25 protein-coding genes are annotated in these 24,953 nt (G+C 45.2%); 16 read left to right on the forward strand and 9 right to left on the reverse strand.

Going from position 1 to position 24,953, the window contains the following annotated elements; translation table 11 throughout:
• Positions 1–15: 15 nt before the first annotated feature.
• The 4 genes from QFZ81_RS12855 to QFZ81_RS12870 all read left to right on the forward strand — a co-directional run bounded on the left by QFZ81_RS12855 (position 16) and on the right by QFZ81_RS12870 (position 3,781).
• Positions 16–696, forward strand: a complete 681-nt coding sequence (locus QFZ81_RS12855) for an SOS response-associated peptidase (protein ID WP_307449848.1) — start codon at positions 16–18, stop codon at positions 694–696.
• A 38-nt stretch (positions 697–734) separates the two neighbouring features.
• Positions 735–1,898 carry a metallophosphoesterase gene (locus tag QFZ81_RS12860; RefSeq protein WP_307602998.1) on the forward strand — a complete coding sequence of 388 codons (1,164 nt, stop codon included), beginning with the start codon at positions 735–737 and terminating at the stop codon, positions 1,896–1,898.
• A gap of 5 nt (positions 1,899–1,903) precedes the next feature.
• Positions 1,904–2,455 carry a hypothetical protein gene (locus tag QFZ81_RS12865; RefSeq protein WP_307443595.1) on the forward strand — a complete coding sequence of 184 codons (552 nt, stop codon included), beginning with the start codon at positions 1,904–1,906 and terminating at the stop codon, positions 2,453–2,455.
• Between the two features lie 156 nt (positions 2,456–2,611).
• Entirely contained in the window at positions 2,612–3,781 is a 1,170-nt protein-coding gene (locus tag QFZ81_RS12870; RefSeq protein WP_307443593.1) for a CobW family GTP-binding protein, read from the forward strand.
• 696 nt (positions 3,782–4,477) lie between these two features.
• Here QFZ81_RS12870 and QFZ81_RS12875 read toward each other — a convergent pair.
• From QFZ81_RS12875 to QFZ81_RS12885, 3 genes are all read right to left on the reverse strand, one after another.
• The gene (locus QFZ81_RS12875; protein ID WP_307603000.1) at positions 4,478–5,374 is read right to left on the reverse strand and encodes a transposase; all 897 of its coding nucleotides are present in this window, start codon (positions 5,372–5,374) and stop codon (positions 4,478–4,480) included.
• Positions 5,375–5,918: 544 nt separating this feature from the next.
• Positions 5,919–6,947: a TIGR03943 family putative permease subunit gene (locus tag QFZ81_RS12880; RefSeq protein WP_307443590.1), complete on the reverse strand. Its 1,029-nt coding sequence runs from the start codon at positions 6,945–6,947 to the stop codon at positions 5,919–5,921.
• Between the two features lie 26 nt (positions 6,948–6,973).
• Complete coding sequence (locus QFZ81_RS12885; RefSeq protein WP_307443588.1) at positions 6,974–7,993, reverse strand: permease; 1,020 nt, start codon at positions 7,991–7,993, stop codon at positions 6,974–6,976.
• A gap of 156 nt (positions 7,994–8,149) precedes the next feature.
• On the opposite strand from QFZ81_RS12885, the gene QFZ81_RS12890 reads away from it, so the two are divergent.
• Entirely contained in the window at positions 8,150–8,608 is a 459-nt protein-coding gene (locus QFZ81_RS12890) for a Fur family transcriptional regulator (protein ID WP_307443586.1), read from the forward strand.
• Between the two features lie 73 nt (positions 8,609–8,681).
• On the opposite strand, the gene QFZ81_RS12895 is transcribed toward QFZ81_RS12890, so the two are convergent.
• The gene (locus tag QFZ81_RS12895) at positions 8,682–9,698 is read right to left on the reverse strand and encodes a CobW family GTP-binding protein (protein WP_307603002.1); all 1,017 of its coding nucleotides are present in this window, start codon (positions 9,696–9,698) and stop codon (positions 8,682–8,684) included.
• Positions 9,699–10,085: 387 nt separating this feature from the next.
• On the opposite strand from QFZ81_RS12895, the gene abc-f reads away from it, so the two are divergent.
• On the forward strand, positions 10,086–11,933 hold the full coding sequence (gene abc-f / locus QFZ81_RS12900; protein ID WP_307603004.1) for a ribosomal protection-like ABC-F family protein: 1,848 nt from the start codon (positions 10,086–10,088) through the stop codon (positions 11,931–11,933).
• Between the two features lie 50 nt (positions 11,934–11,983).
• Here the strand turns inward: abc-f and QFZ81_RS12905 are convergent, their stop codons facing one another.
• Positions 11,984–13,018, reverse strand: a complete 1,035-nt coding sequence (locus tag QFZ81_RS12905; RefSeq protein WP_307603006.1) for a polysaccharide deacetylase family protein — start codon at positions 13,016–13,018, stop codon at positions 11,984–11,986.
• 215 nt (positions 13,019–13,233) lie between these two features.
• Between QFZ81_RS12905 and QFZ81_RS12910 the strand changes: the two genes are divergently transcribed.
• A complete protein-coding gene (locus QFZ81_RS12910; RefSeq protein ID WP_307603008.1) occupies positions 13,234–14,271 on the forward strand; it encodes a WD40/YVTN/BNR-like repeat-containing protein in 1,038 nt (345 codons plus the stop codon).
• Positions 14,272–14,276: 5 nt separating this feature from the next.
• Here QFZ81_RS12910 and QFZ81_RS12915 read toward each other — a convergent pair whose 3' ends face one another.
• On the reverse strand, positions 14,277–14,771 hold the full coding sequence (locus QFZ81_RS12915) for a GNAT family N-acetyltransferase (RefSeq protein WP_307443580.1): 495 nt from the start codon (positions 14,769–14,771) through the stop codon (positions 14,277–14,279).
• 182 nt (positions 14,772–14,953) lie between these two features.
• Here QFZ81_RS12915 and QFZ81_RS12920 point away from each other — a divergent pair, with 182 nt between their 5' ends.
• Entirely contained in the window at positions 14,954–15,238 is a 285-nt protein-coding gene (locus QFZ81_RS12920) for a hypothetical protein (protein WP_047672726.1), read from the forward strand.
• An 87-nt stretch (positions 15,239–15,325) separates the two neighbouring features.
• On the opposite strand, the gene QFZ81_RS12925 is transcribed toward QFZ81_RS12920, so the two are convergent.
• Positions 15,326–15,496 (reverse strand): hypothetical protein, encoded by a 171-nt coding sequence (locus QFZ81_RS12925; RefSeq protein ID WP_157036524.1) that lies wholly within the window; start codon positions 15,494–15,496, stop codon positions 15,326–15,328.
• A 303-nt stretch (positions 15,497–15,799) separates the two neighbouring features.
• Positions 15,800–16,525 (reverse strand): RDD family protein, encoded by a 726-nt coding sequence (locus QFZ81_RS12930; RefSeq protein WP_307603010.1) that lies wholly within the window; start codon positions 16,523–16,525, stop codon positions 15,800–15,802.
• 643 nt (positions 16,526–17,168) lie between these two features.
• Between QFZ81_RS12930 and QFZ81_RS12935 the strand changes: the two genes are divergently transcribed.
• The 5 genes from QFZ81_RS12935 to coaD all read left to right on the forward strand — a co-directional run bounded on the left by QFZ81_RS12935 (position 17,169) and on the right by coaD (position 21,482).
• On the forward strand, positions 17,169–17,459 hold the full coding sequence (locus tag QFZ81_RS12935; RefSeq protein WP_307443575.1) for a hypothetical protein: 291 nt from the start codon (positions 17,169–17,171) through the stop codon (positions 17,457–17,459).
• 78 nt (positions 17,460–17,537) lie between these two features.
• On the forward strand, positions 17,538–19,271 hold the full coding sequence (locus QFZ81_RS12940; RefSeq protein ID WP_307443573.1) for an AAA family ATPase: 1,734 nt from the start codon (positions 17,538–17,540) through the stop codon (positions 19,269–19,271).
• A 295-nt stretch (positions 19,272–19,566) separates the two neighbouring features.
• Positions 19,567–19,731, forward strand: a complete 165-nt coding sequence (locus QFZ81_RS12945) for a hypothetical protein (protein ID WP_307603012.1) — start codon at positions 19,567–19,569, stop codon at positions 19,729–19,731.
• 658 nt (positions 19,732–20,389) lie between these two features.
• The gene (gene rsmD, locus QFZ81_RS12950) at positions 20,390–20,947 is read left to right on the forward strand and encodes a 16S rRNA (guanine(966)-N(2))-methyltransferase RsmD (RefSeq protein WP_307443569.1); all 558 of its coding nucleotides are present in this window, start codon (positions 20,390–20,392) and stop codon (positions 20,945–20,947) included.
• A gap of 31 nt (positions 20,948–20,978) precedes the next feature.
• Positions 20,979–21,482, forward strand: coding sequence for a pantetheine-phosphate adenylyltransferase (gene coaD / locus QFZ81_RS12955; protein ID WP_029195317.1), 504 nt, complete (start codon positions 20,979–20,981; stop codon positions 21,480–21,482).
• A 5-nt stretch (positions 21,483–21,487) separates the two neighbouring features.
• Here coaD and QFZ81_RS12960 read toward each other — a convergent pair whose 3' ends face one another.
• Entirely contained in the window at positions 21,488–22,786 is a 1,299-nt protein-coding gene (locus tag QFZ81_RS12960; RefSeq protein ID WP_307443567.1) for a nucleoside recognition domain-containing protein, read from the reverse strand.
• Positions 22,787–22,912: 126 nt separating this feature from the next.
• On the opposite strand from QFZ81_RS12960, the gene QFZ81_RS12965 reads away from it, so the two are divergent.
• The 3 genes from QFZ81_RS12965 to rpmF all read left to right on the forward strand — a co-directional run bounded on the left by QFZ81_RS12965 (position 22,913) and on the right by rpmF (position 24,845).
• A complete protein-coding gene (locus QFZ81_RS12965; RefSeq protein WP_307443565.1) occupies positions 22,913–24,037 on the forward strand; it encodes a SepM family pheromone-processing serine protease in 1,125 nt (374 codons plus the stop codon).
• 90 nt (positions 24,038–24,127) lie between these two features.
• Positions 24,128–24,634 (forward strand): YceD family protein, encoded by a 507-nt coding sequence (locus QFZ81_RS12970; protein ID WP_307443563.1) that lies wholly within the window; start codon positions 24,128–24,130, stop codon positions 24,632–24,634.
• 37 nt (positions 24,635–24,671) lie between these two features.
• Positions 24,672–24,845, forward strand: a complete 174-nt coding sequence (rpmF, locus tag QFZ81_RS12975; protein ID WP_029195321.1) for a 50S ribosomal protein L32 — start codon at positions 24,672–24,674, stop codon at positions 24,843–24,845.
• Positions 24,846–24,953 lie beyond the last annotated feature (108 nt).

Consider the following 24,953-nt stretch of genomic DNA (forward strand, 5'->3'; position numbering starts at 1 on the left):
AGAAGATGGGCACAGATGTGCGGACGCTATACGATCACCGTGACGTTAGAGGAGCTTATGCTTCATTATGATATTTATTATAAATATCCTGGAAGATACAGCCCAAAATATAATGTAGCACCGGGACAGCAAATCATGGCGATCGTCCATGACGGGGAGAAGAATAAGCTCGGCGAGCTGCGCTGGGGGCTCGTTCCAGAGTGGGCGAAGGACGAGAAGCTAGGCTACCAGATGCTCAATGCACGAGCTGAGACGCTCGCGGACAAACCTGCCTTCCGCAAGCCGTTTGAGCGTAAGCGCTGCCTGATTCCGGCGGACTCCTTCTATGACTGGAAAGGGACAGGTAAGCATAAGCAGCCGATGCGTATTATGCTGCGCAGCAAAGGCATCTTTAGTATGGCAGGGCTGTACGACACGTGGACATCTCCGGATGGCACGCGCATTTCTACCTGCACCGTCGTTACAACGGAAGCGAACGAACTGATGGCGGATATTCATGAGCGTATGCCGGTCATTTTGCCGAGGGAGATGGAGGCGGTTTGGTTGGATCGCAGCATTACAAACACCGACACGCTACGGCCATTATTGCAACCGTATCCGGCGGATCAAATGTTTGCTTACCCCGTATCGAGTCGAGTGGGCAATGTACGTAACGACGATGAGCTGTGTATAGAGCCGTTAAGCCTGCTCATATAGAAGAGCTGGCTTGGAGAACAGAATGGGAGAGTTACAACATGAAAGCACGTATGGCAATAAGCATCACACTTATATTCATTATTGTCTTTGGTATGAATGGCTACATTGGTTGGCACGGCCTAGTCTTTCTATCGGACCAACTAGGTTCTTGGTTTCATCCTGGGCTATATTGGATTGTCTTCTGGATTGTCGCCTTATCGTATTTGTTAGCATGGGTATGCTCGCGGGTGCTGCCTGCCGGCGTGTCCCGACTATTGAAAATTATCGGCTCATACTGGTTTGCCATCATGCAATTTGGTATTCTGCTGCTGCCGTTGACTGATTTGGCGATAGGCGTGTTCCATCTGGCATCTGTTCCTTCAAATACATACGTTCCTATTCTTGGTTGGATAAATGTAGGGATTATACTCATCGCTATGATTCGTGGTTCTTATAATGCACGGAGCCCTGTTATACGCAGATATGACATTACGGTTCCCAAAAAAGCGGGAGACTGGGAGCAGCTTCGCATCGCAGTAGCCTCCGACATCCATCTGGGCTCAATTGTCGGAAACCGCCATCTGCGTAAGCTTGTAGAGCAAGTCAATGGCTTAAAACCGGACTTGATTCTTTTGCCGGGGGATGTCATTGACGATGATATTAAGCCATTTATCCGTTACAATATGGGTAAAACAATGCGAGAACTTCAGGCTCCACTAGGGATTTACGCTGTGCTCGGTAATCATGAATACATTGGCGGACATATTCCTGCCTTCGTGGACCAAATGAATCAGATCGGCATTCGTGTGCTCATGGACGAAACCGTTCATATCAAAGAACGGCTGTTCATCGTTGGGAGAAAAGACAAAGCGGCCGAGCGAACGCACGATGGACGTAAGGCGCTGGCTACATTGCTGGAGGGCAAAGATCCCAGACAACCTATAATCGTGATGGACCATCAACCCTACCACCTAGACAAAGCAGCCGATGCTGGTGCAGATGTGATGCTATCAGGTCATACACATAGAGGCCAAATGGCGCCTAATCACCTTATAACAAGAAGGCTCTTTGAGCTGGATTGGGGCTACTTGCGCAAAGGTAACCTTCATGCTATCGTTTCCTCAGGTTTTGGTACGTGGGGACCGCCCATTCGTCTAGGCAGCCGCTCAGAAATTATTGAACTCACCATTCATTTTAAAAGTAACGAGAGAGAAGAGGGTTAAGCAGCATGCAAGAGGCAGAAAAAAAACAAATTACACCCATAGAACTAGCTGCAGCAATGATGCAGTTTACAATGAAAAGCATAGAAAATAGCTGGGATACAGTCAAACCGGTCGTTGCGGCCTACCTAAAAGAGCCCATATTATCCGAGTCTAAAGAAGACGATTTATTGAGGGAGATATATATAGCAGCCTTAGCGTTGGAAATTTACTGCATTCCCCATGCTTTCGATGCAGACGTTGCACGTCTCGTCAGCTTAGGGATGGGGGAAGTGATGGGTTCAGACAACTTGTCTGAGCATCACTTATCGGAATCCATCAGTCAGCACTATCTTCCGCGTTTGGAAGCAGTCGACGCAGCTGCTCCCACAGACCTGGCGCTAGCACTTGTCGAAGAAGCTGCGGCAATCCTCTACGATCGACTCGAGCTTCCACTCAAGCCAGCCGATCGGGTAAACAGCCTGTTGTGGGTCAAGCTATTTCCCTTTCTTGTCCAGCTCGTTGGGAAATGGCCGATCCTTTTTACTAAATTCGAAGTTAAGCAAAGTCCTCTGAGATAGAAATAGCAGAAACGTAATAAAGGAATCAACATGCTCAAATTCTACGGAAATATGGTCTCCTCTTGACTTAAAGGTAATAATTACGAATAATAGAAGAGGAATCAATTATGAGCAGGTTAGAAGCTTTTGCTATCATACTGCTTGGCGGAGGTAGAGATGAGTATGGCAGCACACAAAAGAGTTACCGTGTATGTATTATCCGGGTTCCTCGGAAGCGGCAAAACCACCTTATTAACGAAGGCAATTGATCATTTTACCGAAGCGGGGCGTAAACCCGCGGTTATCATGAACGAGATTGGTGAGGTTAACCTAGATGGGCAGTTAATTGCCAATGAAGTACCGATGTCCGAGCTGCTGGGCGGCTGCATTTGTTGTTCGAGCCGGGGTGATCTTGCGACGGCACTCAAAGAACTTGTAACTGAGGAGCAGCCTGACCTGATTTTCATAGAATCGACGGGTATCGCTAATCCAATGGAAATCATTGATGAAGTAACTGATGCTTCGCTTATACTCCCGGTGGAGCTCAAAGCCGTCATCACCGTAGTGGATGCACCGCAATTGCTGGAGCTAAGTCGGACAAGTCGAGGCAAGACCTACCGGCTTATGCAGGAACAAATCCGTTGCGCGAACTTACTTTTACTGAACAAGGCAGACCTGTTACAGGAAGCGGCGCTTCAGGAAGTAGATGCTCTTGTACGCGAATGGAATCCATATGCATCTGTACACTACACCGTGTTCAGCCAAATCGACATGAGACTCATCGAAATGCTGGAAGAAGAGCAAGGGCAGAAACAGCATCTTAACGCAAAACATAATGACACTAATAATAACGTGCAGCACAATGCCAACCATCATTATGAAGACCATATTGAAGACCAGTATGACGCCCATAATGACGCCGACCGTGATCATGACGTCCATCACGCCACCTATTCGTCTGAGGATCATGAGCTTCATGAATCTCGCGATAATTTGCATCATGATCATGGCCATGATCATACGCACGACAGTCACCATCATCATTCTCATAATCATGTGATGGCGTATACGCACTTTTTTGAGCGGGCAGTAGATAGCAACGCATTCGAAGAATTTGTCAGTAAGCTACCGCAAGAGGTTTACCGTGCTAAAGGAATTCTCAGTTTTTCCGATACCTCAAGCCGGTTCTTATTCCAGTACGCCTACAGAGAAATGGATTTCGTCAAAATCACTCCCAAAGGCGATGTGCCGGACGTTGCTGTGTTTATAGGAGAGAACTTCTCTAAAGACGCAGTCCGAACAGAATTGCTCAAACTGGAATCCCTTTCCGAAATAGCTGCGAAATAAGCAATTCAATGCCAAAAGAGTCCCAGCGACCAAGCTGAGGATTCTTTTTTATGATTTTAGTAACATGTTGGTTGGATAGGTCCTAGGGGGTGCTGTAGCCAATATCCCTATGGCTCATATCAGGGGAGCGGAGTGATTAGGGTTACTTGTTATGTGGGTCGTACCTAGGGACTATGATCACTATCCCCTTGGCTCAGGTGTTGAAGGAAATGATAGTAAGGGGACTTATGGAAAGTAAGGAGAGTAAATAAGAGTAGATAAGAGAGGAAGAGAAGAGAAGAGAAGAGAAGAGAAGAGAAGAGAAGAGAAGAGAAGAGAAGAGAAAAGAAAAGAAAAGAAAAGAAAAGAAGATAAGATAAGATAAGATAAGATAAGATAAGATAAGATAAAATAAAATAAGACAAGGCAAGGCAAGGCAAGACAGTGATTAGAACCGTTAGTTAAAATTATTTGAGTCAATCCTTTAAGTGAACAATATGAGTACTATCCCAGTACCTCTCAACTACTATGTATGCGCGCTATCCCCACTATCCCTTTGACTCAGGTTACAGTAATAACTAAAAACTTCCATCCGTATTCTGATTTTGTATATCACCAAAAAAGCCTAGTGAACATTACCTCAAATAGCTTGGGGGTTCGTACAAAACCAATTACCTTACAAGATAGGATGCTTAAGGATACATTGTTATACTCTTATTAGGCGCACATGGGTGTGTTTTGGGGGTTGAAATAGCTTAACTTGGCATGAGGAGCTGTACATAAGTGGGTCAAATGCTGAAAGACGGGTGCTTCGTGTAAAGTGAGATTTTTCCTATAGCAAAACTCATCTAGGTAATGTTGTAGATACTTTTGACCAATGCCATGGAAAGTGTTGTTAATAGATTTACCGGCTTGTGCAGCGAATGCAAGGAGGGCGCGGAATTTCTTTGAACTAAACCGTCCAGTAATAAATTCGATGCTGCTTGTTTGTGATTCGATATGTTGTTGGGTGAAATCCAATGTTGCGGCTCGTTGAAAAAGCTTTTCTTTTACATGTATTTTAGGGACAAGTTTGAGTTTGATGTAGGAAGGTTCACCCTGAATGTTGAGGGAGGAGCCTGCTAGAAGATAGTGTTCCTGTGGATGGTTGCGGAAGTAAGGATTATACGGTTTCCCGTAGACAGCTGAATTTACTTGGACGATACCCGAGAGTAGAGTGCCTTGGTCGGCTGTGCTTATGGCGTGACGAATTTTGTGGAGGATGAGCCAAGCTGTTTTGTAGGTGACACTAATAATCTTGGAGAGCGCAACAGCATTCGTGCCCTGTTCCGTCCGTGATATCAGAAAAATAGCTGTAAGCCATTTATGTAAAGAAGTGCGACTGCCTGCCATTATAGTACCAGCTGTAAGGGATGTTTGGTGATGGCATTGAAGACATTGATAAAGAGGGAGCCGGCGTGTATTGGTTATATAGGCATGCGAATGCCCACATTGAGGACAAGAAAAACCAGAGGGCCATTTCGTCGAGAAAAAGTAATCTCTACAGGCCTCTTCAGTAGGAAATTGCTGCTGAAATTGCTCCAGGGTGCTTGGTAAATGATAGTTTGTTCCCATTAAGACACCTCAATCCAATTAAATGCGGAACATTTGTTCTTATTTCATTATATCGAATATTTGTTCTTATATCAAGTCTAATTCATAGTCTGGAGATTTAAATGAAAGTCTCAGAAAAGGGCGTTTAATCTTAGGGTTTGGGTATTTGATCGATATGAGGATTATGGTTCGTGGAAAGATTTGTTTTTAAAGAATACAAGGTGTGCGGGGATTAAAATAATATTTCAAAGTATGAGAGTCATAAATTCGATCGGATCTGAGCAGCGATTTTTTTAAGACAAAGAATTCGGTGGATATATAAACATAATGAGTGGTGGGGATAGTGTCTATATATGAGTTTAAAGTTGATGTAAAGTTGAAGTTGTTTCCTTTTTGTGGAAAAAATCGTGAGGAGTGGGGCTGGAACTGGAGCAGGAACTGGAGCATGAACTGGAGCATGAACTGTGAATCTTAATAGGACAACCGCATGATGAAGAAAAACCGTCAAGGATCATGAAGAGTGGTCCTGACGGTTTTTGGGTTTGGTTAACGTTTGTTGTGCTGACTAGTTAAGCTCTTTGAGCGGTTCGAAGTTTGGGTATATATACGGTGAGTCGGGGGCTGCGGTTTTTTCGATTTGGGTTGCTTTTATGGTGAAGATTTCGTTTCCGTTGTAGGTGCCGTTTTGGATGGTGCCTGTGACTTTTACCCACATGTCTTTGGGGTAGCTTTGAGCGGTCGGGAAGTCAATCATGACTCCGTAAGGGGTAGCATCAGCGGAACAGCAGCTTACAGCAAAGCGTCCGACGACGAATTGGCTTTTGGACATGTTCTCTTCGCGGTAGACGAAGCCGGTGAGCTCGATTTTTTTGCCTATGAAGTTGTTTTTGAAAAGGTCTATGGACGAAAGGATTTCCATGTATATTTCTGGTTTTACGACGATGGTGTCTTTTTTGTAGAGGATCATGCCGATTTTGGAAAAATCTTCATCCCACTCGTTATCGGCGTGGAACATCTTTTGGAGTTCGGCATCGGATTTAGCGATTGCTGGAGTCTCGGTACTAGAAGCAGGAGCAGGGCTCAAAGTTGTGCTAGAGTTCGCAGATGGAACTGTTGTTGGACTTGGAGCGGCAGCAGTTGCCTGGTTGGACACTTTCACACCTGTTGAGGAGCCATTATCGTTGATTAGGTCTGCATTTTGTTTGGCTATACTAGATTTTGCAGCAGAGAGATTCATCCCTTTGGCAGCTACCATAGCACTACTTAAGGCGGTATTAGGCAGCAGAAAGCCGATTAACAACGGCAGAATGAGCAGTCCGTAAGCAACTGTATTGCGCAAGGTTGAGCGAGAAACCGGTTGTTCACATTCGCAGGCAACTGGTTTGCCCCAGTAAGCACGAAGTGCCATATAGCCTTGAAAGCAGGCGATGATGTAAAGGATAACGGAGGCGATTTTGACATAAATCATCATACGCGGAGCTATGTAGTATTGAAGGGCATCTGTCTTGGTGAGTATCACGATATAGCTGGAAAAACCAAGCAAAATTAATGTGCGAAAGAAATAATGAAAGCTTATTAACCGGACTTCACTCATGTCAATTCCTCCTAGATTGTATGACCTTAAAAGTTAGAAAAGCGTTCCAAAAGCAGTGAACAAGCCAGCACGGTGATAACAATTAATGCCGAAAGCATGAGTACGAATTTGGATTTGAAAACGGAAAGCATCATAAGTGTGCTTTTGAAATCAAGCATAGGGCCGAGAACCAAGAAAGTAAGCAGTGAACCAGACGTAAATGACGTTTGAAAAGAGGAAGCGACAAAAGCGTCTGATGTGGAACATAGTGAAAGAATATAGGCGAAGCCTATCATAAACAAATGGGAACTGATAGGGCCCTGACCAATGGCAAGCAGGCTTTCGCGCTGCATAAAAACTTGAATCAGTGCGGTGAGCAGGGAGCCAAAGACGAGATATTTACCCATTTCGAAAAACTCATCAGAAGCATGAACGAAAAATGTATTTAACTTACTGGATATGCCACTACCCTGATGCTGATGACCCTCCAACGCTTCTTGACTGGAAAAGTTGGCGCGGCTTATACGCAGCGGATTGCTTTTGATAAAACGGTAGAGGATCAGTCCGATTATTATAGCAACAGCAAAAGCCAGCCCCATTCGGGAATATGCGATTGCGGGGTGATTTCGGAAAGCCATGAAAGTAGCCGCGAAGACAATAGGGTTAATGATGGGTCCGGTTACGATGAAAACGACTGCGATATAGACGGGCATTCCTTTGAGTATTAGTCTTCGAACGACAGGAATCATGCCGCATTCGCACATTGGGAATAGGATGCCTAAAACGCAGGCGAACAGGATGCCAAGAATAGGGTTCTTGGGAATGAAACGGCGTATGGTTTGCTCGGATACGAACGTTTGGAGCAAGGAAGAAAGCAATACACCTAGTAAAATGAAGGGAATAGCTTCTAATAGGATGCTGATGAACATGGTTTTGAAAGCTTGAATGCGTTCTGTTGTTAGCAGGGACAGTGTAGGCGTGTCGTTGTTTAAAAGGATAAGCACAATTAAAAGGAAACAGATGGCGGCGATAATATGCATGCTCGCTCGAAACACAGTAGTGGGCATTGACGAAGACTCCTTAATCATAATTATTACTATTGTAACCTATGATGAATGAAAGGGGAATAGGACAACTTTGTTAAGGACGAGATGTTCGTCTACTTGACGCAAGAGGTCCATTTGCTGCACTATGTTAATAGAACAATTTATGACAGAGGGGTAATGCAAGTGGGCACTCATACGCATACGATTGACGAGATGCTAAGGGCTATGGCTCAGCAAGGATGGAGAATTACAGAGCAGCGCAGGAGCTTGGCAACGTTATTCGCTGAATCCGGAAGTTATTTGTCGCCAAAAGACGTTTATGAATACATGAAAGTTAAATATCCTGGTGTGAGTTTTGATACTGTCTACCGAAATCTTCGATTGTTGAGTGAGATGGGTGTTCTGGAGCAGTTTCACTTGGCGGATGGTTTGAAATTCAAGGCGAGTTGTTTATCCCATCATCATCACCATATGATCTGTATCAATTGTGAAAAGACGGTCACCTTCGAGTTCTGTCCGATGAAGCTTGTAAAGGATTTGCCGGAGAGTTTTGAAATTCAAAGCCATCGTTTTGAGATATTTGGATATTGCTCAGATTGTAAGTCGGGCATCTCTCCCTCTTCTGAGCTGCACTAAAAAAGTCGGGAAAAGTAAAAGCAGTCTGCTTGAGGTGAACTCAGCGGAACTGCTTTTTTGGTATGCATTGCTTTTATAGTTGAAATTCTGTTAATCGCTTTTGCCAGTCATCTTCGAGAGTTTTCGAATCCAGATCCATACCTATGAGGACGAGATAAGGCGTTCCTTGGAAAGTGGTCTGCTGCCAGTTCGTGCGTCTGCCTGCGAATTGCATAACAAAGGATTCGTGCTTAGCGCCAATAATCAAATAACCTTTCGCGCGAAGCAGTGTGGAGCCCCATTTTGCTAAATAACGTTCCACAAAGCGTTGTGACAAAGCGAGGTCATCATCCATAGGGATTGTAATTGTCTGAATACGTGAGAACGATGGGGTATGTTTGGATGTCTCGCTTGGCGGCTGTGCAGTTTTAATAGCTTTAACTTGAAACTTTTTGTTGAAACTTGTAGAGACGTTGGATTGCGATTCTTGTGGACTGAGAGTGCCAAAAATAAGCTCTAAATCAAATTGACTATGTGCGGTTGGCAGTATTAAAGAACGCTCATTGAATTTGCGAATTGTTTTTTCGATGGACCTCTGTTGTTTATCAGAGATTAAGTCGATTTTGTTCAGAATAAGAAGATCCGCAACTTCCATCTGTCTACGAAGTGTATGGACAAGCTCTCGGTCCGAAGCGAAAATACTGTTATATTCAAGTACGTATTCGGCATCAAGTATGGTGATGACTTTAAGTAGTTTCACATGAGGAAGTAGTTTAGGTTCGGTCAATGCATCGACGATTTCCTCTGGGTTGGCAACACCGGTTAATTCAATGAGAATGACGTCAGGCTTGCGCGCTAACAGTTGTTTAATGGAATCACTAATATCACTTTTTTTACTGCAACAGATGCAGCCATCGAGCAGTTTGGCCATGTTGACATCGGGTGAGGCTTCTTGGAGGAGATGACCGTCTACATCTTGTTTCCCAAGCTCATTCATAAGAACAGCAGGGTTGAGGTTAAAGGAGGCAGCTTCTTGAAGCATGCGGATGAGCAGTGTTGTTTTGCCGCTGCCTAGAAATCCACTCAGTACGATAACGGGAACTTTGCTCAAAACAAGGACTCCTTCATCATGGGATTAAAAAGTAATTATTACGAATTGAATTGTAGTATAAAAAAGAGCAGGCTGCAAGATGGTTATAATAATTTTCTCCCTTGAGTGCTCAAGGGGCTATGTTACAATAAAGCTATCTTGAAGAACTCGGAGGTACCCTTTGACGATGAAGTATGTAGCCTAACTTTTTCTGCTAAAACGAAATTGTTCGTTGATAGGCAGACTCTACGATTGTGCAGGTAGAGCGAGTGGGATACGTATGTCTAAAGGGGCTGACTCCTTCAGGGGTTGCTGTTTTTTGCATACCAAAATCATGACTTGTTCTTCCTGACCGTAGGCGATTGCTTGCGGTTTTTTGTATTTGAATTTAAAGGAGGAAATGAGTCTATGACTTTACTAATAAAAGCAATGAATGTGATGAAGGAATTTGCGGGGAAACCACTTTTTGAACAAGTGGAGTTGGAAGTGAATGCTGGGGAGCGGATCGCGATCTATGGCCGCAATGGCATAGGAAAGACGACACTGCTTCGCCTGTTGGCAGGCACGCTGGAGCTGGATGAAGGCAGCGTGGAACGCAGGCTGCCGCTCGATCAGTGGGGATGGATGGGGCAGCAGACAGAGGCTGATGAGGCGGTGAATACACACGCCTATGTCGAGGGAGGCTGCCCAGAGCATTGCGCTGCGAAGCGTCGCCTGAAGGTGCTGGAGGCGCGGATGCAGGACGCAGATGCTCCTTGCATGGAGAGCCTGCTAGCCGACTATCAGGAGGCAGCAGAGCGATACATGGGGCTGGATGGCTACCACTGGGAAATCCAAGTGGAGCGCAAGCTGCTGCAGCTCGGGCTCGGCCGCGAGTTGTGGAATCAGCCGCTCGGCCAGCTAAGCGGCGGGCAGAAGACGCGCGCCCAGTTGGCGGGTCTGATGGTGCGTGAGCCGCAGCTGCTGCTGCTCGACGAGCCCACCAACCACCTCGACGCGGCGTCGCTCGAATGGCTCGAAGTGTGGCTTCGAGCCTATCCGGGCACCGTCGTGTTCGTCTCCCACGATCGCCATTTCATGGATCGTGTGGCGACCTGCCTGGTCGAGCTGACGCCGACAGGCAGTCGAAAATACCGAGGCGGGTATACAGAGTATACACGCCAAAAAGAGCTCGAGCTGCGTACGCAGGAGCAGCTCTATCGCAAGCAGCAGCTTCTACGAGAGCAGCTGGAGGAGAGCATTCGCACGTATCGGCAGTGGTTCCATCAGGGCGAGAAAAATGCCCGGATGGCTGAGGTGCCGATACAACGCGGGTACTTTCAGGGTCGAGCCGGCGCACATGTCTCGCGGATGAACGCGAAGATGAAGGAGCTGGAGCGCCTAGAGGGCGACCGCGTAGAGAAGCCGCGGGAAGCGGCGCACCTGAAGGTGAAGCTGAGTGCGAGCGACTTCGCTTCACGCTCGCTTGTGCGCTTGGAGCGGGCCGCGTTCCGCTACGGCGAACGCGAGTTGTTCGCTGAGCTGAGCCTCAGCGTAGACCGCGGCGACCGTTTGGCCGTGCTCGGCCCCAATGGCTCAGGCAAAACGACGCTGCTCAAGCTCCTCGTCGGTGAACTGCAGCCCGCTGCCGGCAAGGTGCGGCAGCACCCGCAGACGTCGATCGGCTACTTTTCGCAGGAGCTAAGGGCTCTCGATGACGGCATGACACTGCTAGACAGCCTGCTGGCGCTGCCTGCCATGACGCAGACCCAAGCCCGTACGATTCTGGGCTGCTTTCTCTTCTCAGGCGAAGAGGTGCGCAAGCGCATCGGTGATTTAAGCATGGGCGAGCGCTGCAGGCTCGCTTTCCTCAAGCTTTACTTCAGCGGCGCGAACTTGCTGGTGCTGGATGAGCCGACGAATTATTTGGATATTGATTCGCGGGAGAGGATTGAACAGGCGCTGCTCCGCTATCCCGGCGCCATGGTCATCGTCTCGCATGACCGCTTCTTCATTCGTAAGCTGGCGACGAAGCTATTGTGGCTGAGCGCGGAGCGCAGCCCAATCGCTTTCTCTGGCACTTACGATGAGTATGCGGAGGCGAGCTTGGCGAGTGAGAGCTCGCCGGAGCTGCTGGCGCGAGCCAACGAAAGGCGCCAGCTGGAGTTAACGCTGGCGCAGCTGATGAGCGAGGGGGCGTGGAGCCCAGAGAACGCCCCCTCGCAGCTGCAGATCATCCGAGACATCAAGTCGAGGCTCTCGGAGCTGCAAGAATAAGCTGACAAAAAGAATAAGCCGGGTGCGCACCTCAGGATGCGCTTTCCGGCTTATTTGCTTTTTGCGACATGGAGCAGCTCAGGTACGGTTACAAATGTGTAACCGGCTGCTTTGAGTTTACTGATTAACGGTCCGATGGCTTGTACCGTCCCCGACAAATCCTGGCTATCAGCACCTCCGGAGTGCTGAAGGATGATAGAACCAGGCTTCGTTTGCTGCATGATATTATTCAGCACTTGATCGGAGTTCAGCGATTTCCAGTCGAGGGAATCGACATTCCAATTCACGATCAAATAATGGTGGTCAGCGATCCATCTGACCTGCTCCTCGTTAATCGCGCCGTACGGCGGGCGGATTAGCTTAGGTGCGTAGCCGATTAAGCCTTGCAGTACGCTCTCCGTGCTGATAATCTGACTTTGGAATTTGTCCACCGTTAGCTTCGGCAGGTTCGCATGACTGTAAGAATGATTCCCAATGACATGGCCTTCTTTGACAATCCGCCTAATGATATCAGGATGAGCGTTAGCTTGAGCACCAAGTACGAAAAAGGTCGCTTTAACTTGGCTCGCTTTAAGGGCATCAAGCACTTTTGGAGTAAATCGGGTGTCAGGCCCATCATCGAAGGTTAGCGCCACTTTCTTTTCCTGAGCAGAGCCGCGCAGCTTAAAGGTATCCGGATATTTCACAACCAGTTGAGAGAGTGTAAGCTTTTTCTGAGAAATTCTAGCTTGACCTTGATTTTTTTGAACAGGAACAGAAGGCTTCTTTGAAGCTTCTGGTTGTACCGCTGCTTTCTTGGGGATAGCTTTGGGCGATGGTCTGGTCGTTATAACTGTAGATGTTGCTTCAGGTTGAATGGAAGTCGTGGGTATCCCAGCAGGGGGTGGACTATTCATGCTCCTCGGACTCGCAAGGGGCTCTGTATCAATTTCGTCGTTGCTGGAACTAGAATGTGTTGTTAAATCTTGTTCTTCTACATGAGAATTTTGTGTAGAGCGTTGATCGTAATAAGGCTTGTTTTTTGACACACCGCAGCCTGTTGCTAACAAGCCTACGATGGCGATGGACCAAAGCCATTTGGTCATTGCAATCCCCTCCGAGCAATATGAATATGCTCTAGCTTTTGTTAATAAGGGACATCCTATCCAGTGAAAATAACGGAATCAACAGCCCCTGCGGCCGGCAAGAAATATCCCGTACGCTGTGGCTGCAGCAATGGACATGAACTATTTTGGATCATGGACCGTCATTACATATACCCAAAGCAGTATTAGCGGCAAGAAAGGAGAGGAATGAGTTCATGACAGCCTTGATAAACAACAAAAAATTAGTTGTACTGCTGGTTTTTCTGCTGTGCGCAGGCTGTTTTCATGAAGAGACCTCAACTCCGTCTCCCAAACTAATGACTTCTCCGAATCAAAAACGTGACAATGGCTTTTCGATCGTTGCAGGTGAGAAAATTGGTATTCAAGATCAAGTAGTTCAACCTATACACTTAACACCAACCAAAGCGATCTCATTCGTGGATGAGCTTCATGGTTATGGTGTCTCTTCGGGCACCCTTGATCTTCAATTCTTGAAATCCAGCGACGGTGGGATGACCTGGCGGGCTCTGAGTAGATTGCCTCAAACAATCATGGCGAGCGCGATTTCTTTCTTTGATTATCAAACGGGTTGGCTGCTTACCAGTGAATCTTCTGACGAAAAATCAGAACTTAGATTAACCTTAGACGGTGGTCAAACGTGGGAGGTTATCGCACAGGACTTACCTGGATTAGAGACTAGAGGAGAAGAGCTGTTTTTTCGCTTTTTTGACCGACATCAAGGGTTGATTGCGTTCCAGAGTGGTAAGGATATGATACTCCTTCGCACACAAGATGGGGGCTTGACTTGGTCTGCATCAAGCCGTATCTCAATGCCGTCAGAAAAGGAGGGCTTGTTTACGTTCCGTTCAGCCATCGAGGGTTGGTTTATTGGGCCCAGTAAGAAGGATAAAGAAGTGTCGATACTATATCACATGACAGACGGGGAGACATGGCAAGAAACAGGCAGGCTGCCGAGTTTCCTTGCCCCGCAGGCCATTTCTTTTACAGATCAACAAAATGGGTTCATTCTCTTGCATGCGAATCCACAAAGTAGTGAGAAAACATGGCAATTCCTTCGGACATTTGATGGAGGCAAAACGTGGAGACAACACGAATTTCCTAGCACATTCCAGCCGCTAGCTGCGAGTTTACACCTAAGTTTTCCTACAGCAACTAGTGGCTGGCTTTTGGATGCTAGAGATTTGTGGCAAACGACAGACGGGGGTTTGAACTGGCGCTTACTAACGCCATAAACCTCTTATATGATTTTTTGATAGGTAACGATATCGAGAAATTGGCCCCATTTAAAGCCAACCTCACGGAAATGGGCGCATTGTGTATAGCCATTTTTCGTAAACATATGAATACTAGGTTTATTATCCGCGCAAATGGTGGAGATTAGAGCATGAAAGCCGCGCTCTTTAGCGACCGCTTCAATGTACTGTATGGCTGCCGAGCCCAATCCTTTGCCCGTGCATTCCGGATGCAAGTAGATCGTCACTTCCCCGGTGGTATCATAGGCTTGCTTTTTCTTGTGCGGCATGACTTGTACATATCCTTGAAGGTTCCCATCCCATGTTATCACATAAGTTTGGTAACGCGGGTTTGGATGAATAACACTCTCCGTAAATTCTGATATCTCTACAGGCTCCGTGTGAAAAGAAACAGTCGTATGCATGACAAAATGATTGTAAATATCCATCAGAAGGGAAATATCAGACTCTTCTAATTCTTTAAATGACAGGGTAGACATGGTGTAAGCTCCTCGCTGTGAGATTTAGACAACACATTCAAATATGTTCCACGGAAGAAGCTAAAATCCTTTTTAAAAGGACAATTCGAAATAGACATCTAGCCATATTCCATGTATCTTAGATATATTGTCTTACTATTAATAAAAGATAAAGTTGAACCATCGGAAATAGGGGGAGTCACATGTCAGGTAATTCAAGTTACATTCTCGTGATCGTCATTGGCGTAATCGTGCTCGCTGGTCTTACATTTATGAATCTTCGCAAAATAAGTAGATCTACTGCGGATCTGACCCAGCTCAAAAGAAGAACGCTTCTCTGGAGCGAAATATCACTTGCGCTTTTTGTTCTGCAATTTTTCTTCCGTGATCGTGAAGGAGGGTTCCTGCTGTTCTTTGGAATTCTCACCCTATTTACAGGAGCGCATTATCTCGGTGTATTGTATTATTCACGCAAAAGAAGCAACTAAAGGCGAAGAAGCTCTCCTCAGTAGTTCTACTACGAAAGGAAAGCTTCTATTTATGTTCCTGATTTTCTACAATTAAATGCATGCCTGTTATTCGTTCCAACTCGATGGCTGCGTTTTTGTCGGCGTCTTCCATTTTTGATACCATTTCTTCTTTTTCTTCTGCTCCATTAACGTTCTTAATTGCAGCATGACCAGCTTGGCCCTGTCTTCATCCGCATATTTGTTACGCAAACGCTCAAAAATTGTGTGATCTTGCATAGGATACCTTCTTTTCTGACTGTAAGATGAATGCGAAATAAAGAGAATGTATGTTCTTGTTTCTATCATATCACATGAAGTATGTAGGAGGGAATACAAGGTTTTAAAATCATTTACCCCAACGGGGTATTGAAATTAAATTTACTACTAATAAAAAATAGGTAGGTGCTTCCACGTCTCGGCAAAAGTGGTAAATGACGGTATGGTATGTGATAAAATAATGAAGGAGACTATGTATAGATCTTAGTATATAATTTACTGCTTCTAAATGAAAAAAAGCCGCACTTAGCGGCTTTTTTTCATTTAATCGTTTTGAGTTGATATGAAATGAATGACTCCCACAAACACTAAAAAGATAACAAGGCCGATAATAGTCCACATCACAGCTTTTCCAAGGCTTTTAAATACTGATGAACTTGTGTTTGTGTTATCTTCACGCGATAAATCAATTTGAGGCTCATGAGTATCTTTCATTCGTTTATAAGTATCTAGTGAAACAACGTAGCTTCCGGCAGCAAAGTCGTGGAGTGTTCGTTTTTTGTAATTGAATAGAACGGAAAGACATTCGAAGAAAGTAATAACTCCAATAAAATTCCCGATTAATGAAAATTTTCCTTTATGTGTACTTAAGAAGTGACTAATCTCATGAGAATTGACTTTTAAATCAATCCCTTCTTTTAGTTTAAGCACCATAATGATCGAATAAAGAAAAAAGAGCAGATATCTAATTGCTGCACTACCAATATGAAGAAAGTTTCCCTCTTTGTCTACAATTCTAGCTTTACTAAGTAATTTTCCTGGGGTACCACCAAACTTGACGGCCATGAACACATAAAAAGCACAAAACAGCAGCCAATAAATGATGAAAGGGAAGACTGAACCAATTTTTATTGATGTATTTAGTGAGAATCTGTACAACAAAATGGAAGGTATGCCAATGATTATCAGGTCCAAGATGTACATCAGGACTCGTTTCCAGAATCCTATGTATTGGATTTCATTTAGTGAAAGTTGATTATGGTTTTCCATAGGGAATGTATACCTCACTTTTTATTTGAGTAGTTATTGAATTGAAACGATGTTATGAAAGAAATAGCTAAATGTAAAGGTGTAGAAATAATAGGTCATAAGTATTTTTTCATTAAAAAAATTCATCCTTATATAGTAATGTCTTCCAATACTATAACATCGTCCTAGTTCTAAAGATACAAAATATGTCTATGTCGAAGCGTTGATTATTACTGCAAATTTCTTGAAGAACAGAATATAGAACATCAGTAGGGGAGTGCTTTCTGTCTACAACGAAGATAATTATGAATTATAAAACGTATTTTGAATGTGCCTAAATAAAAACCAAACGACTTTTACCTAAAAGTCGTTTGGTTTTTTATTTAAGCCTCTTCTCTATAGTGTCAACTGCTTTCTAGTCCCGTTCTCATACCAAGGGTTTTCGTTAAACTGTTTCATAAAATTATAACGGCGACCGCTTTGCGTGATCGCCTCATGGGAGAGGAGAGAAAGTGCTTTTCTAAGGGCTAGTCCCCAGTTTTTTTGTTTTAATAATAACTTTAATGCGGCACTTGAGCTGTACCTACAGCGAATGGGCAGATTGATAAAAAACTGTATCATGTCAGAATTCCTAGCATAGTATGTAGGAAGGTGGTGATGATAAATGACATTTACGCTTGCAGACTGGATGATCTACACCATGTGGGCCATATTTGGATTAATGATCATTGATTTTCTAATCGCCTTTTTCCAATCATTTTGGAAAGGCTCTTTTGATCCAACTTTTGTGTTAGGCTATTTGAAAGATGTCCTATATTATGTCCTGCCATTAGAGATTGTTTTATCCTTGATACCAACTGATCCTACGGGCTGGACTCTTGTGATTTTTTATTTCGTTGGAGGTATCGCTGTCATTCTCAAGTATATATTGGACATTAAAAGAAAATTTCAATAAACAAGACTGTGGCCTTCCTTCATGGGAGGCCTATGGTTTTCATAGAATAATACAAACCGTCTTAAAGGAAGTGAGTCCATGAAGAGATATCAGTGGATCAAGTGGCGAACATTCATCCTATGGCTCGCAGCACTCGTCTTAACCGGCGTGTTGTTATGGGTAGGAGGCCCGACATCTTGGAATATCGCATTGACTATTGTTGGTATTGTGATGCAGCTGCTCTTTGCCATCATGTTCATGATCGTGCAGTTCGTAGCCCTTTTCTGGTTCCTGGCCCGGGGACGCACATACTGGATTCTGCCTGGTGAGACCGGGGCCACTTGGGATGACTACCGGGGTAACCCTGAAATCGTTGAGAATGCCAAGCGGATTGTCACCCTGCTCAAAGGCGTAAAAGAGTTCAAGGAAATGGGTGGCGAGGCGATCAGAGGCTTGCTGCTCTGCGGGCCTCCCGGCACTGGAAAGTCCTACCTGGCTCAGGTGATCGCTAACGAAGCACAGGTGCCTTTTGCTTACGCCTCGGCCCCAAGCTTTCAAAACATGTTCTTCGGCGTCGGCAACCTGAAGGTGATGCGCCTCTACAAGAAGACCCGGAAGCTGGCGACGGTGTACGGCGCCTGCATCATCTTCATCGATGAGATTGATGCCATCGGGATGAGTCGACAGGCAGGAGCAGGAGGAGGAGGGATGTTCGGCATGGGCGGCGGCTCTGGCCTGCTCAACGAGCTGCTCTTGCAGATGGACCCGCCGAACATCGACAACTCCAGGTTTGCCAAGCTGCTTCGCTCGCTCGGGCTGCGGCGAAAGAAGGCAGAGCGTCCGCCGGTGCTGACGGTCGCAGCGACCAACCTGCCCGACGTACTCGACCCAGCGCTGCTCCGGCCCGGCCGCTTCGACAGGCAGCTCTGGGTCGATACCCCCGACTATGATGGTCGGGTGGACGTCTTCCAATATTATCTCCGGAAAGTGAAACGGGATTCTACGCTAACTCCGGAAGCAGCGGCGCTCGATACGGTCGGCTACAGCCCTGCGCAGATCAAACACATCGTCAATGAATCGCTTGTTATCGCCCACCAACGGGGAGCCCAGGAAGCTAGTTACGAGGACTTCCGGGCTGCCATGGAGACCTATGAGTGGGGACTCAAACAGCCGCTCCGCTCCATGAGAGACGACGAGAAGCGGAATGTCGCCTACCATGAGGCTGGCCATGCGGTGGCCCAGTACTTACTAAAGCCCCACGACCGGGTCTGGAAAGTGACGATCATCCGCCGGGGCGGTGCGCTCGGTCTTGCTGCCACCAAGCCGACGCATGAACGGTATAACCGAAGCGATAGTGAGATCTTAGCGGAGATCCAAGTCTGTCTGGCAGCCCGGGCGGTGGAAGAGGTGTTCTTAGGGAAGAAATTAAACGGTGTCACCTCCGATCTTCAGCAGGCTACGGAGATGGCCGGCGCCTACCTCGGTATGGTCGGTATGGGCGATGAGCTGTTCAGTTGGCTTGCGACGGGCTCTCGGGCAGATGCACTCAAGGCACTTCGACCAAAGATTAACGAGCTTCTGAAGGATCAGATGCTCCAAGTAAAGAATTTAGTAAGGGAACACGCCGACTTCGTCCACTCCATTGCTGAAGAGTTGCTAAAACAAGGCGATCTAACCGGCGAAGAGATTGAGCAGATCTATGTGCGGCTGTATGGCCGTAGTCGTCCAGAGCCAACTGAGGTAAAACCCCAGGCTGTTATTGATTCCCTAGCACAAGTTGCTCAGGAACAGTTGTTGGAGGAGAACTCTAATGATACGAAGGATTCCGAATAACCTGTCGATTTTTCTTTTTCTTTGACGCTTGCGCGACCGCCTCATGACTTGGAGTGAGAAAAGGAAATGTGAGGTGTATGTGACGGGGCTCAGAAGAAAATATCGGAGGATTTACAGAATAGCCTATTCCTTGAGGGATAGGTTCTTTGTTAATTTTTAATCATATAAATTTCCACTATATGTTACTAACTAAAAATAAATGGAGGATTTAAAGTGGGGGCTTGGGGTCAAGGTATTTATGAGAATCTGAAATTATTAGATAAAAACAATGAAAAACTTAAAGGGGAAGCCAAATATGAAAAACTACGAAATACTTGAAGTAAATAAGAAAAGCATTATTAAAACAACAATTTATATTATGAGCATTCCTTTGTCTATTATGGCTACAATTGGACTAATCATGGGTATAGTAGCAATCGTTTCGGGACATGCAAAGTTACTTTATGTGGGTTATTGCTGATTTCACGATATCATCAGAAATTGATAAAACTGTAAACGGAAACCCAGCAAAACAGGTAGAAATACATAGTGTCATTAATAAAAGTATAAAGGCTGGTTATCATATTACTTTTATTGAAACGAATGATAGATTCTATCGGGTTCTTTTCTGGACATCTACTAAACAAATGGATGTTTCCAAAGATGACTTAACAAAAATCGTTAGTACATTCAAAGAGATAAAAAAATAAATATAATTTTAGCATCGAGAGTAATATCTTGATGTTTTTTTATTTTCAACTCTTATAGGTTATAAAAAGATATAGAATTTGGTCACCAAGTGGTCACCCAATGCCCTAAATCCATACTGTATATGCTTTTAAGTGCCTGTTAAACTCAAATAACCCCTTATATAATAAGGGTCCCGTTAACTATACTATATAAATAATAACGGCGACTGCTTGCGCAGCCGCCTCATGGGAGAGGAGAAACCGGACGAAGAACTTATGGGGAAACGTAAGTCTTCTCCGCGGTTGTCTACGACATTCTCTGATGTCGATAGTTCAAGGATGACCGTTTTACGGAAAATTTATACATCGCAGGGATAAAATTTTTGTGTCCGATTAGAGCTTGTGGTACGATAGCAAAAGAATGAGCCAGCTAGAAGGGAAATACGTAAGATGAGAGTGATTTCAGGCACCGCCAAGGGAAGGTCGTTAAAAGCTGTACCCGGTACCAGCACGCGGCCAACAACGGATAAAGTGAAGGAAGCGATCTTCAGTATGATCGGTCCTTACTTTGATGGAGGACAAGTACTTGATCTATTCGCCGGTACTGGCGGGCTCGGGATTGAAGCGCTCAGCCGCGGGATGGATAAGGCTGTCTTCATTGATATCGAGAAGAAAAGCATCGACACGATTGGGCATAATTTAGTAACCGCAGGTCTCAAGGACCAAGCTGAGATCTACCGAACGGATGCTACTCGGGCGTTGAAAGCGTTAGCGAAGCGGGAACAGCAATTTGAGCTCGTTTTCCTCGATCCTCCGTACAAAATGAAATTTATCGCGGAGCTGATAAGCACGATGGAAGAGCAGTCGATCGTTCCTTTGAATGCTACGATAGTTGTGGAACACGATGCTAAGGATGTCCTCGAAGATACCATCGGTGGATTTAAGCAGCAGCGAAGATCCGATTACGGAGATACTGCTGTCACGATTTACAAAGGATCAGCAGAATAAATATGAGCAAGCTTTTAAGGAGATGAACAGCATGATGAGGCAAGAACACGGGATTACAGTGGCCGTTTATCCAGGCAGTTTTGATCCTGTTACACACGGCCATCTTGACATTATACATAGAGCGGCAAAGGTGTTTGATAAGTTGATTGTAGCTGTACTGAATAACACATCCAAGAATCCTCTGTTCACATTGGAAGAGCGGATGGAGCTCATTAGGAAGGTGACCAAGGATCTGCCGAATGTAGAGGTGGATGGTTTTAGAGATTTGATGGTCAATTATATGAAAGCTCGTAATGTGCGTCTAATTGTTCGTGGACTTCGGGCGGTCTCTGACTTTGAGTATGAATTGCAGATGGCTTCTACGAATCACAAGCTGAATCCAGATGTAGAAACTTTCTTTATGACTTCGAAGCCACAGTTCTCGTACTTGAGCTCAAGTATTGTGAAGGAGATTGCTAAGTTTCATGGACCGGTGGAAGATCTAGTTCCGGCTGAGGTGGAAGAAGCGCTGAAAAAGAAATTCCCTCGAATTTAATGGAATTACGAATCAATAGCTTTTTTTTTGAAAGTTCTTAGGATCGTTGAAATAATCAACATCAAAGTGAATAATAGAAGGAACTGCATCAGCATAGGTCCCCAAAGGCCCCATGCCGATTCGCCGTTCAGTGGAAAGGCAACCGTAGGATATTCGCTTTTGGCTTTGTCTAACCAAAGAAAACTAGGCTCAGAATCCAGCAAAAGCAGCTGTAGCGGCTTCCAAAGCAGAACGGTTAATACCAAAGCGAGTACGGCGTGCAGAGCTCGGGACTGGAAGAAGAACAGATAACGAGCATCTGTTTTTTGATGAAAGCCAGCTACTTGCGCGTGGGCAGACAAGCCGCCCCAGCCAAGAAAAGCGCTTAGTAGCGCCATTTGCGGAAGTAAGGAAAGGCCTTGTGCTTGGCTAAAAGCATAGGCACCCAGATGAATTTCTAGAATCCCCTTGAGCCACTGAGGTGTGGTATCGGTATGGACATTCATAAAACCAAGTAAATAGCGTGTGACGGGTCGAAATACATCCGTAAGATGAGTTATGTTAATTACATTAATTAGTACGGAAAAAATCATCATATATCCGCCAATTAGCATTAAGGTTTGCACGGAAAAGGTTACCGCATCCCCTAGCAGTTTACCGAAGGGACGTCCATCGTGTAAATAAGCTTGGCGCATCGTTGATAAGGATAGTTTCCATACCGAAGTGGATACTTGATTATTAGGCCGCAAAGTGGCTACTTGAAGTTCATGGGAATTATCAAAAGGCTGCTGTGCTTTTTTGGAATTTCTCATCAAAAATCCTGTTAAAATAGCCGAGGCATAATGGACTACTGCAAGTATGAAGCCCAGCTTAGCGCTGTGCAGAAAGCCTACACCTACGACCATTATCAGGAATAAGGGGCTGCACAAATGGGACAGTGCCGTTAATCGTTCTGTTTCTTTTTGGGAGATGAGGTTTTTTTCCCTCAGGGTAGCTGTAATTTTGGCTCCGGTAGGAAATCCTATTATAAGACCAGATGCTAGCGCCCACCCACTTACACCGGGAAGACGGAATACAATCCTCATCAGCGGCTCTAAAAGAATGCCTATTCCTTGAATTACGCCAAAACCGATTAACAGTTCGGTCATAATGAGAAAAGGCATCAGTGCCGGAAATACAAGCTTCCACCAAATTGTAAGTCCCTCGAGCGAAGACTGAAATGCCTTGTCCGGGAATAAAATGATAGAAACGACTACAAGGGCAGCCAAAGACCCCAGTACCAGCGTTGTGAGTTTGGAGTTGGATCTTACATTCTTAGGCTGCATAATATCACCTCGTCCTTTAAACATGCTTCAATTGTACGCTAGAGGATGCGGGTTTAGACCAAGCTTTCGCTTGGCAGGTAGAGCAAGAGACATCACTTGTATAAGGCATCAGGAAGGGGAACCTGCATGGAGAACGAAGAAGAGAGTACGATTCGTACATGGTCGAATGATTCGTATCGATATCCGAAAAGATCAGCGACTAGGCGCTATTTAATATCTGCGATTATCGGAGTTGTCATTGTTTATTTATTGTTTTTTGTAAGACTTCCTTTTTTTATATTCATGCCAGGGACAGCAGAAGAAATTAAACCGATGGTGACGATCCCCAAAGGCTCTGATGCCGAAAAGGGGACGCTGATGCTAACCACGGTACGAGTTGCCGATGCCAACATGGTCAATTATTTAATCGGTCTCGTACATCCTTATGAAGAGATTCAGCCCAAAACGAGTGTTTTGCGTAAAGGTGAGTCGGAACAGGAGTATTCACAGCGCCAAGAGTATGTTATGTTGACATCCCAAGCGAGTGCTATTCAAGCGGCCTACACGCAAGCGAAAATTCCCTTTCATATCAATCATGAAGGGGTTATGGTACTCCAGACGCTGCCTGGCCTATCGGGAGAAAAGGTTCTCAAACCGGGGGATGTCCTTTTAAAAGCTGGAGATAAAGAAGTGAAAGTCGCTCAAGATTTACTGGACTCGCTTAAAGGTAAAAAAGCAGGGGATACAATTGCTATCACGTATTCGAGGAAAAAAGTCGAACAGCAAGCTACGCTGACGCTTGGTGCGCTTCCTAAGCAGGAAGGGGAGCAGGGCGAGCCGCGGGCAGGCATAGGCGTTGTACCGGCGGATATGCAGGCCGTAAAAGCGGATCAAGAGGATCAGCAAGTATCCATCAAGGCTGGTGAGATTGGCGGTCCCTCGGCGGGATTAATGTTCTCCTTAGAGATTTACAATCAACTCGTGGCAGATGATATTACCAAGGGTTATCGCATTGCAGGGACAGGAACGATTGAAAGCAATGGCACTGTAGGTCCAATTGGCGGTATTCAGCATAAGATCATTGCCGCGGATCGGGAAAAGGCTGATTATTTCTTCGCACCCAAAGATGTGACTTATAAAGATGGTACCAAAGTCGAGAATTACACAGCAGCTGTCGAGAGAGCCAATCAAATTAAGACCAAAATGAAAATTGTCGAAATCGGCACTATGGAAGATGCGCTCAAATTTCTAGCAGCATTGCCTCCGAAATAAGCTAGATTTAGTAAAAATAATATAATTTAAATTGACAAAAGGCATACAAACTGGATATAATAATCTTTGTTTGTTTGGGGTGAAAAAAACATGCAAATTCGTTTTAGAGAGCTATCTCTTAAAGGGCAGGTTCATATGACCGAAGAATTGACATTGACCGATCCTTTTGAAGGACGTCAAGATATCCTTGGTCATGGTCCCGTACACGTCGATCTTCAAGCCGTGTATGAAGATGGAGTAGCAAAAGTTAACGGTACGTTAACGCTAGACTTGGAGTTAAGCTGTTCACGATGCTTATCGCACACTAACCAAACAATCGAACTTCCTTTTGAGGAAGTCTTCATGCAAAAACCAGAAGAAGAAGATCCGGATCTAGATGAGGATATTCATTTGGTGGTTGGAGATAAAGTCGATTTGGAGCCTTACGTTGTAGAAAATGTAGTGGTCGGTTTACCGTACATACCACTTTGTGACGAAGCGTGCAAAGGTCTCTGTCCCGTGTGCGGAGAGAACCGCAATCACGTTGATTGCGGCTGTAAGCAGGAGAAGATTGATCCTAGGCTTGCAGGTCTCGCGGACTTTTTTAACAAAGAATAAGGCATCGTTGAAATTCGTATAAGGAGGTGTTTTGAATATGGCAGTACCTCAAAGAAGAACGTCCAAAACTCGTCGCGACAAGCGCCGTACTCACTTTAAATTGGAAGTTCCAGGCATGGTGAAATGTGAACAATGTGGAGAACTGAAGCTAGCACACCGTGTGTGCAAGTCTTGCGGAACTTACAAAGGTAGAGAGATCGTAAAAGCATAAGATTGGACATAGTACTTCATCCTAGTGTGAGGTGCTATTTTTTTTGCTTTCTTTTTGGCTATAAATTTAATATACTACAGTTTAGTATCTGGTAATAAGATGAGATCT

The organism is Paenibacillus sp. V4I9 (genome assembly GCF_030817295.1).
In the GTDB taxonomy this organism is placed as follows: Bacteria; Bacillota; Bacilli; order Paenibacillales; family NBRC-103111; genus Paenibacillus_E.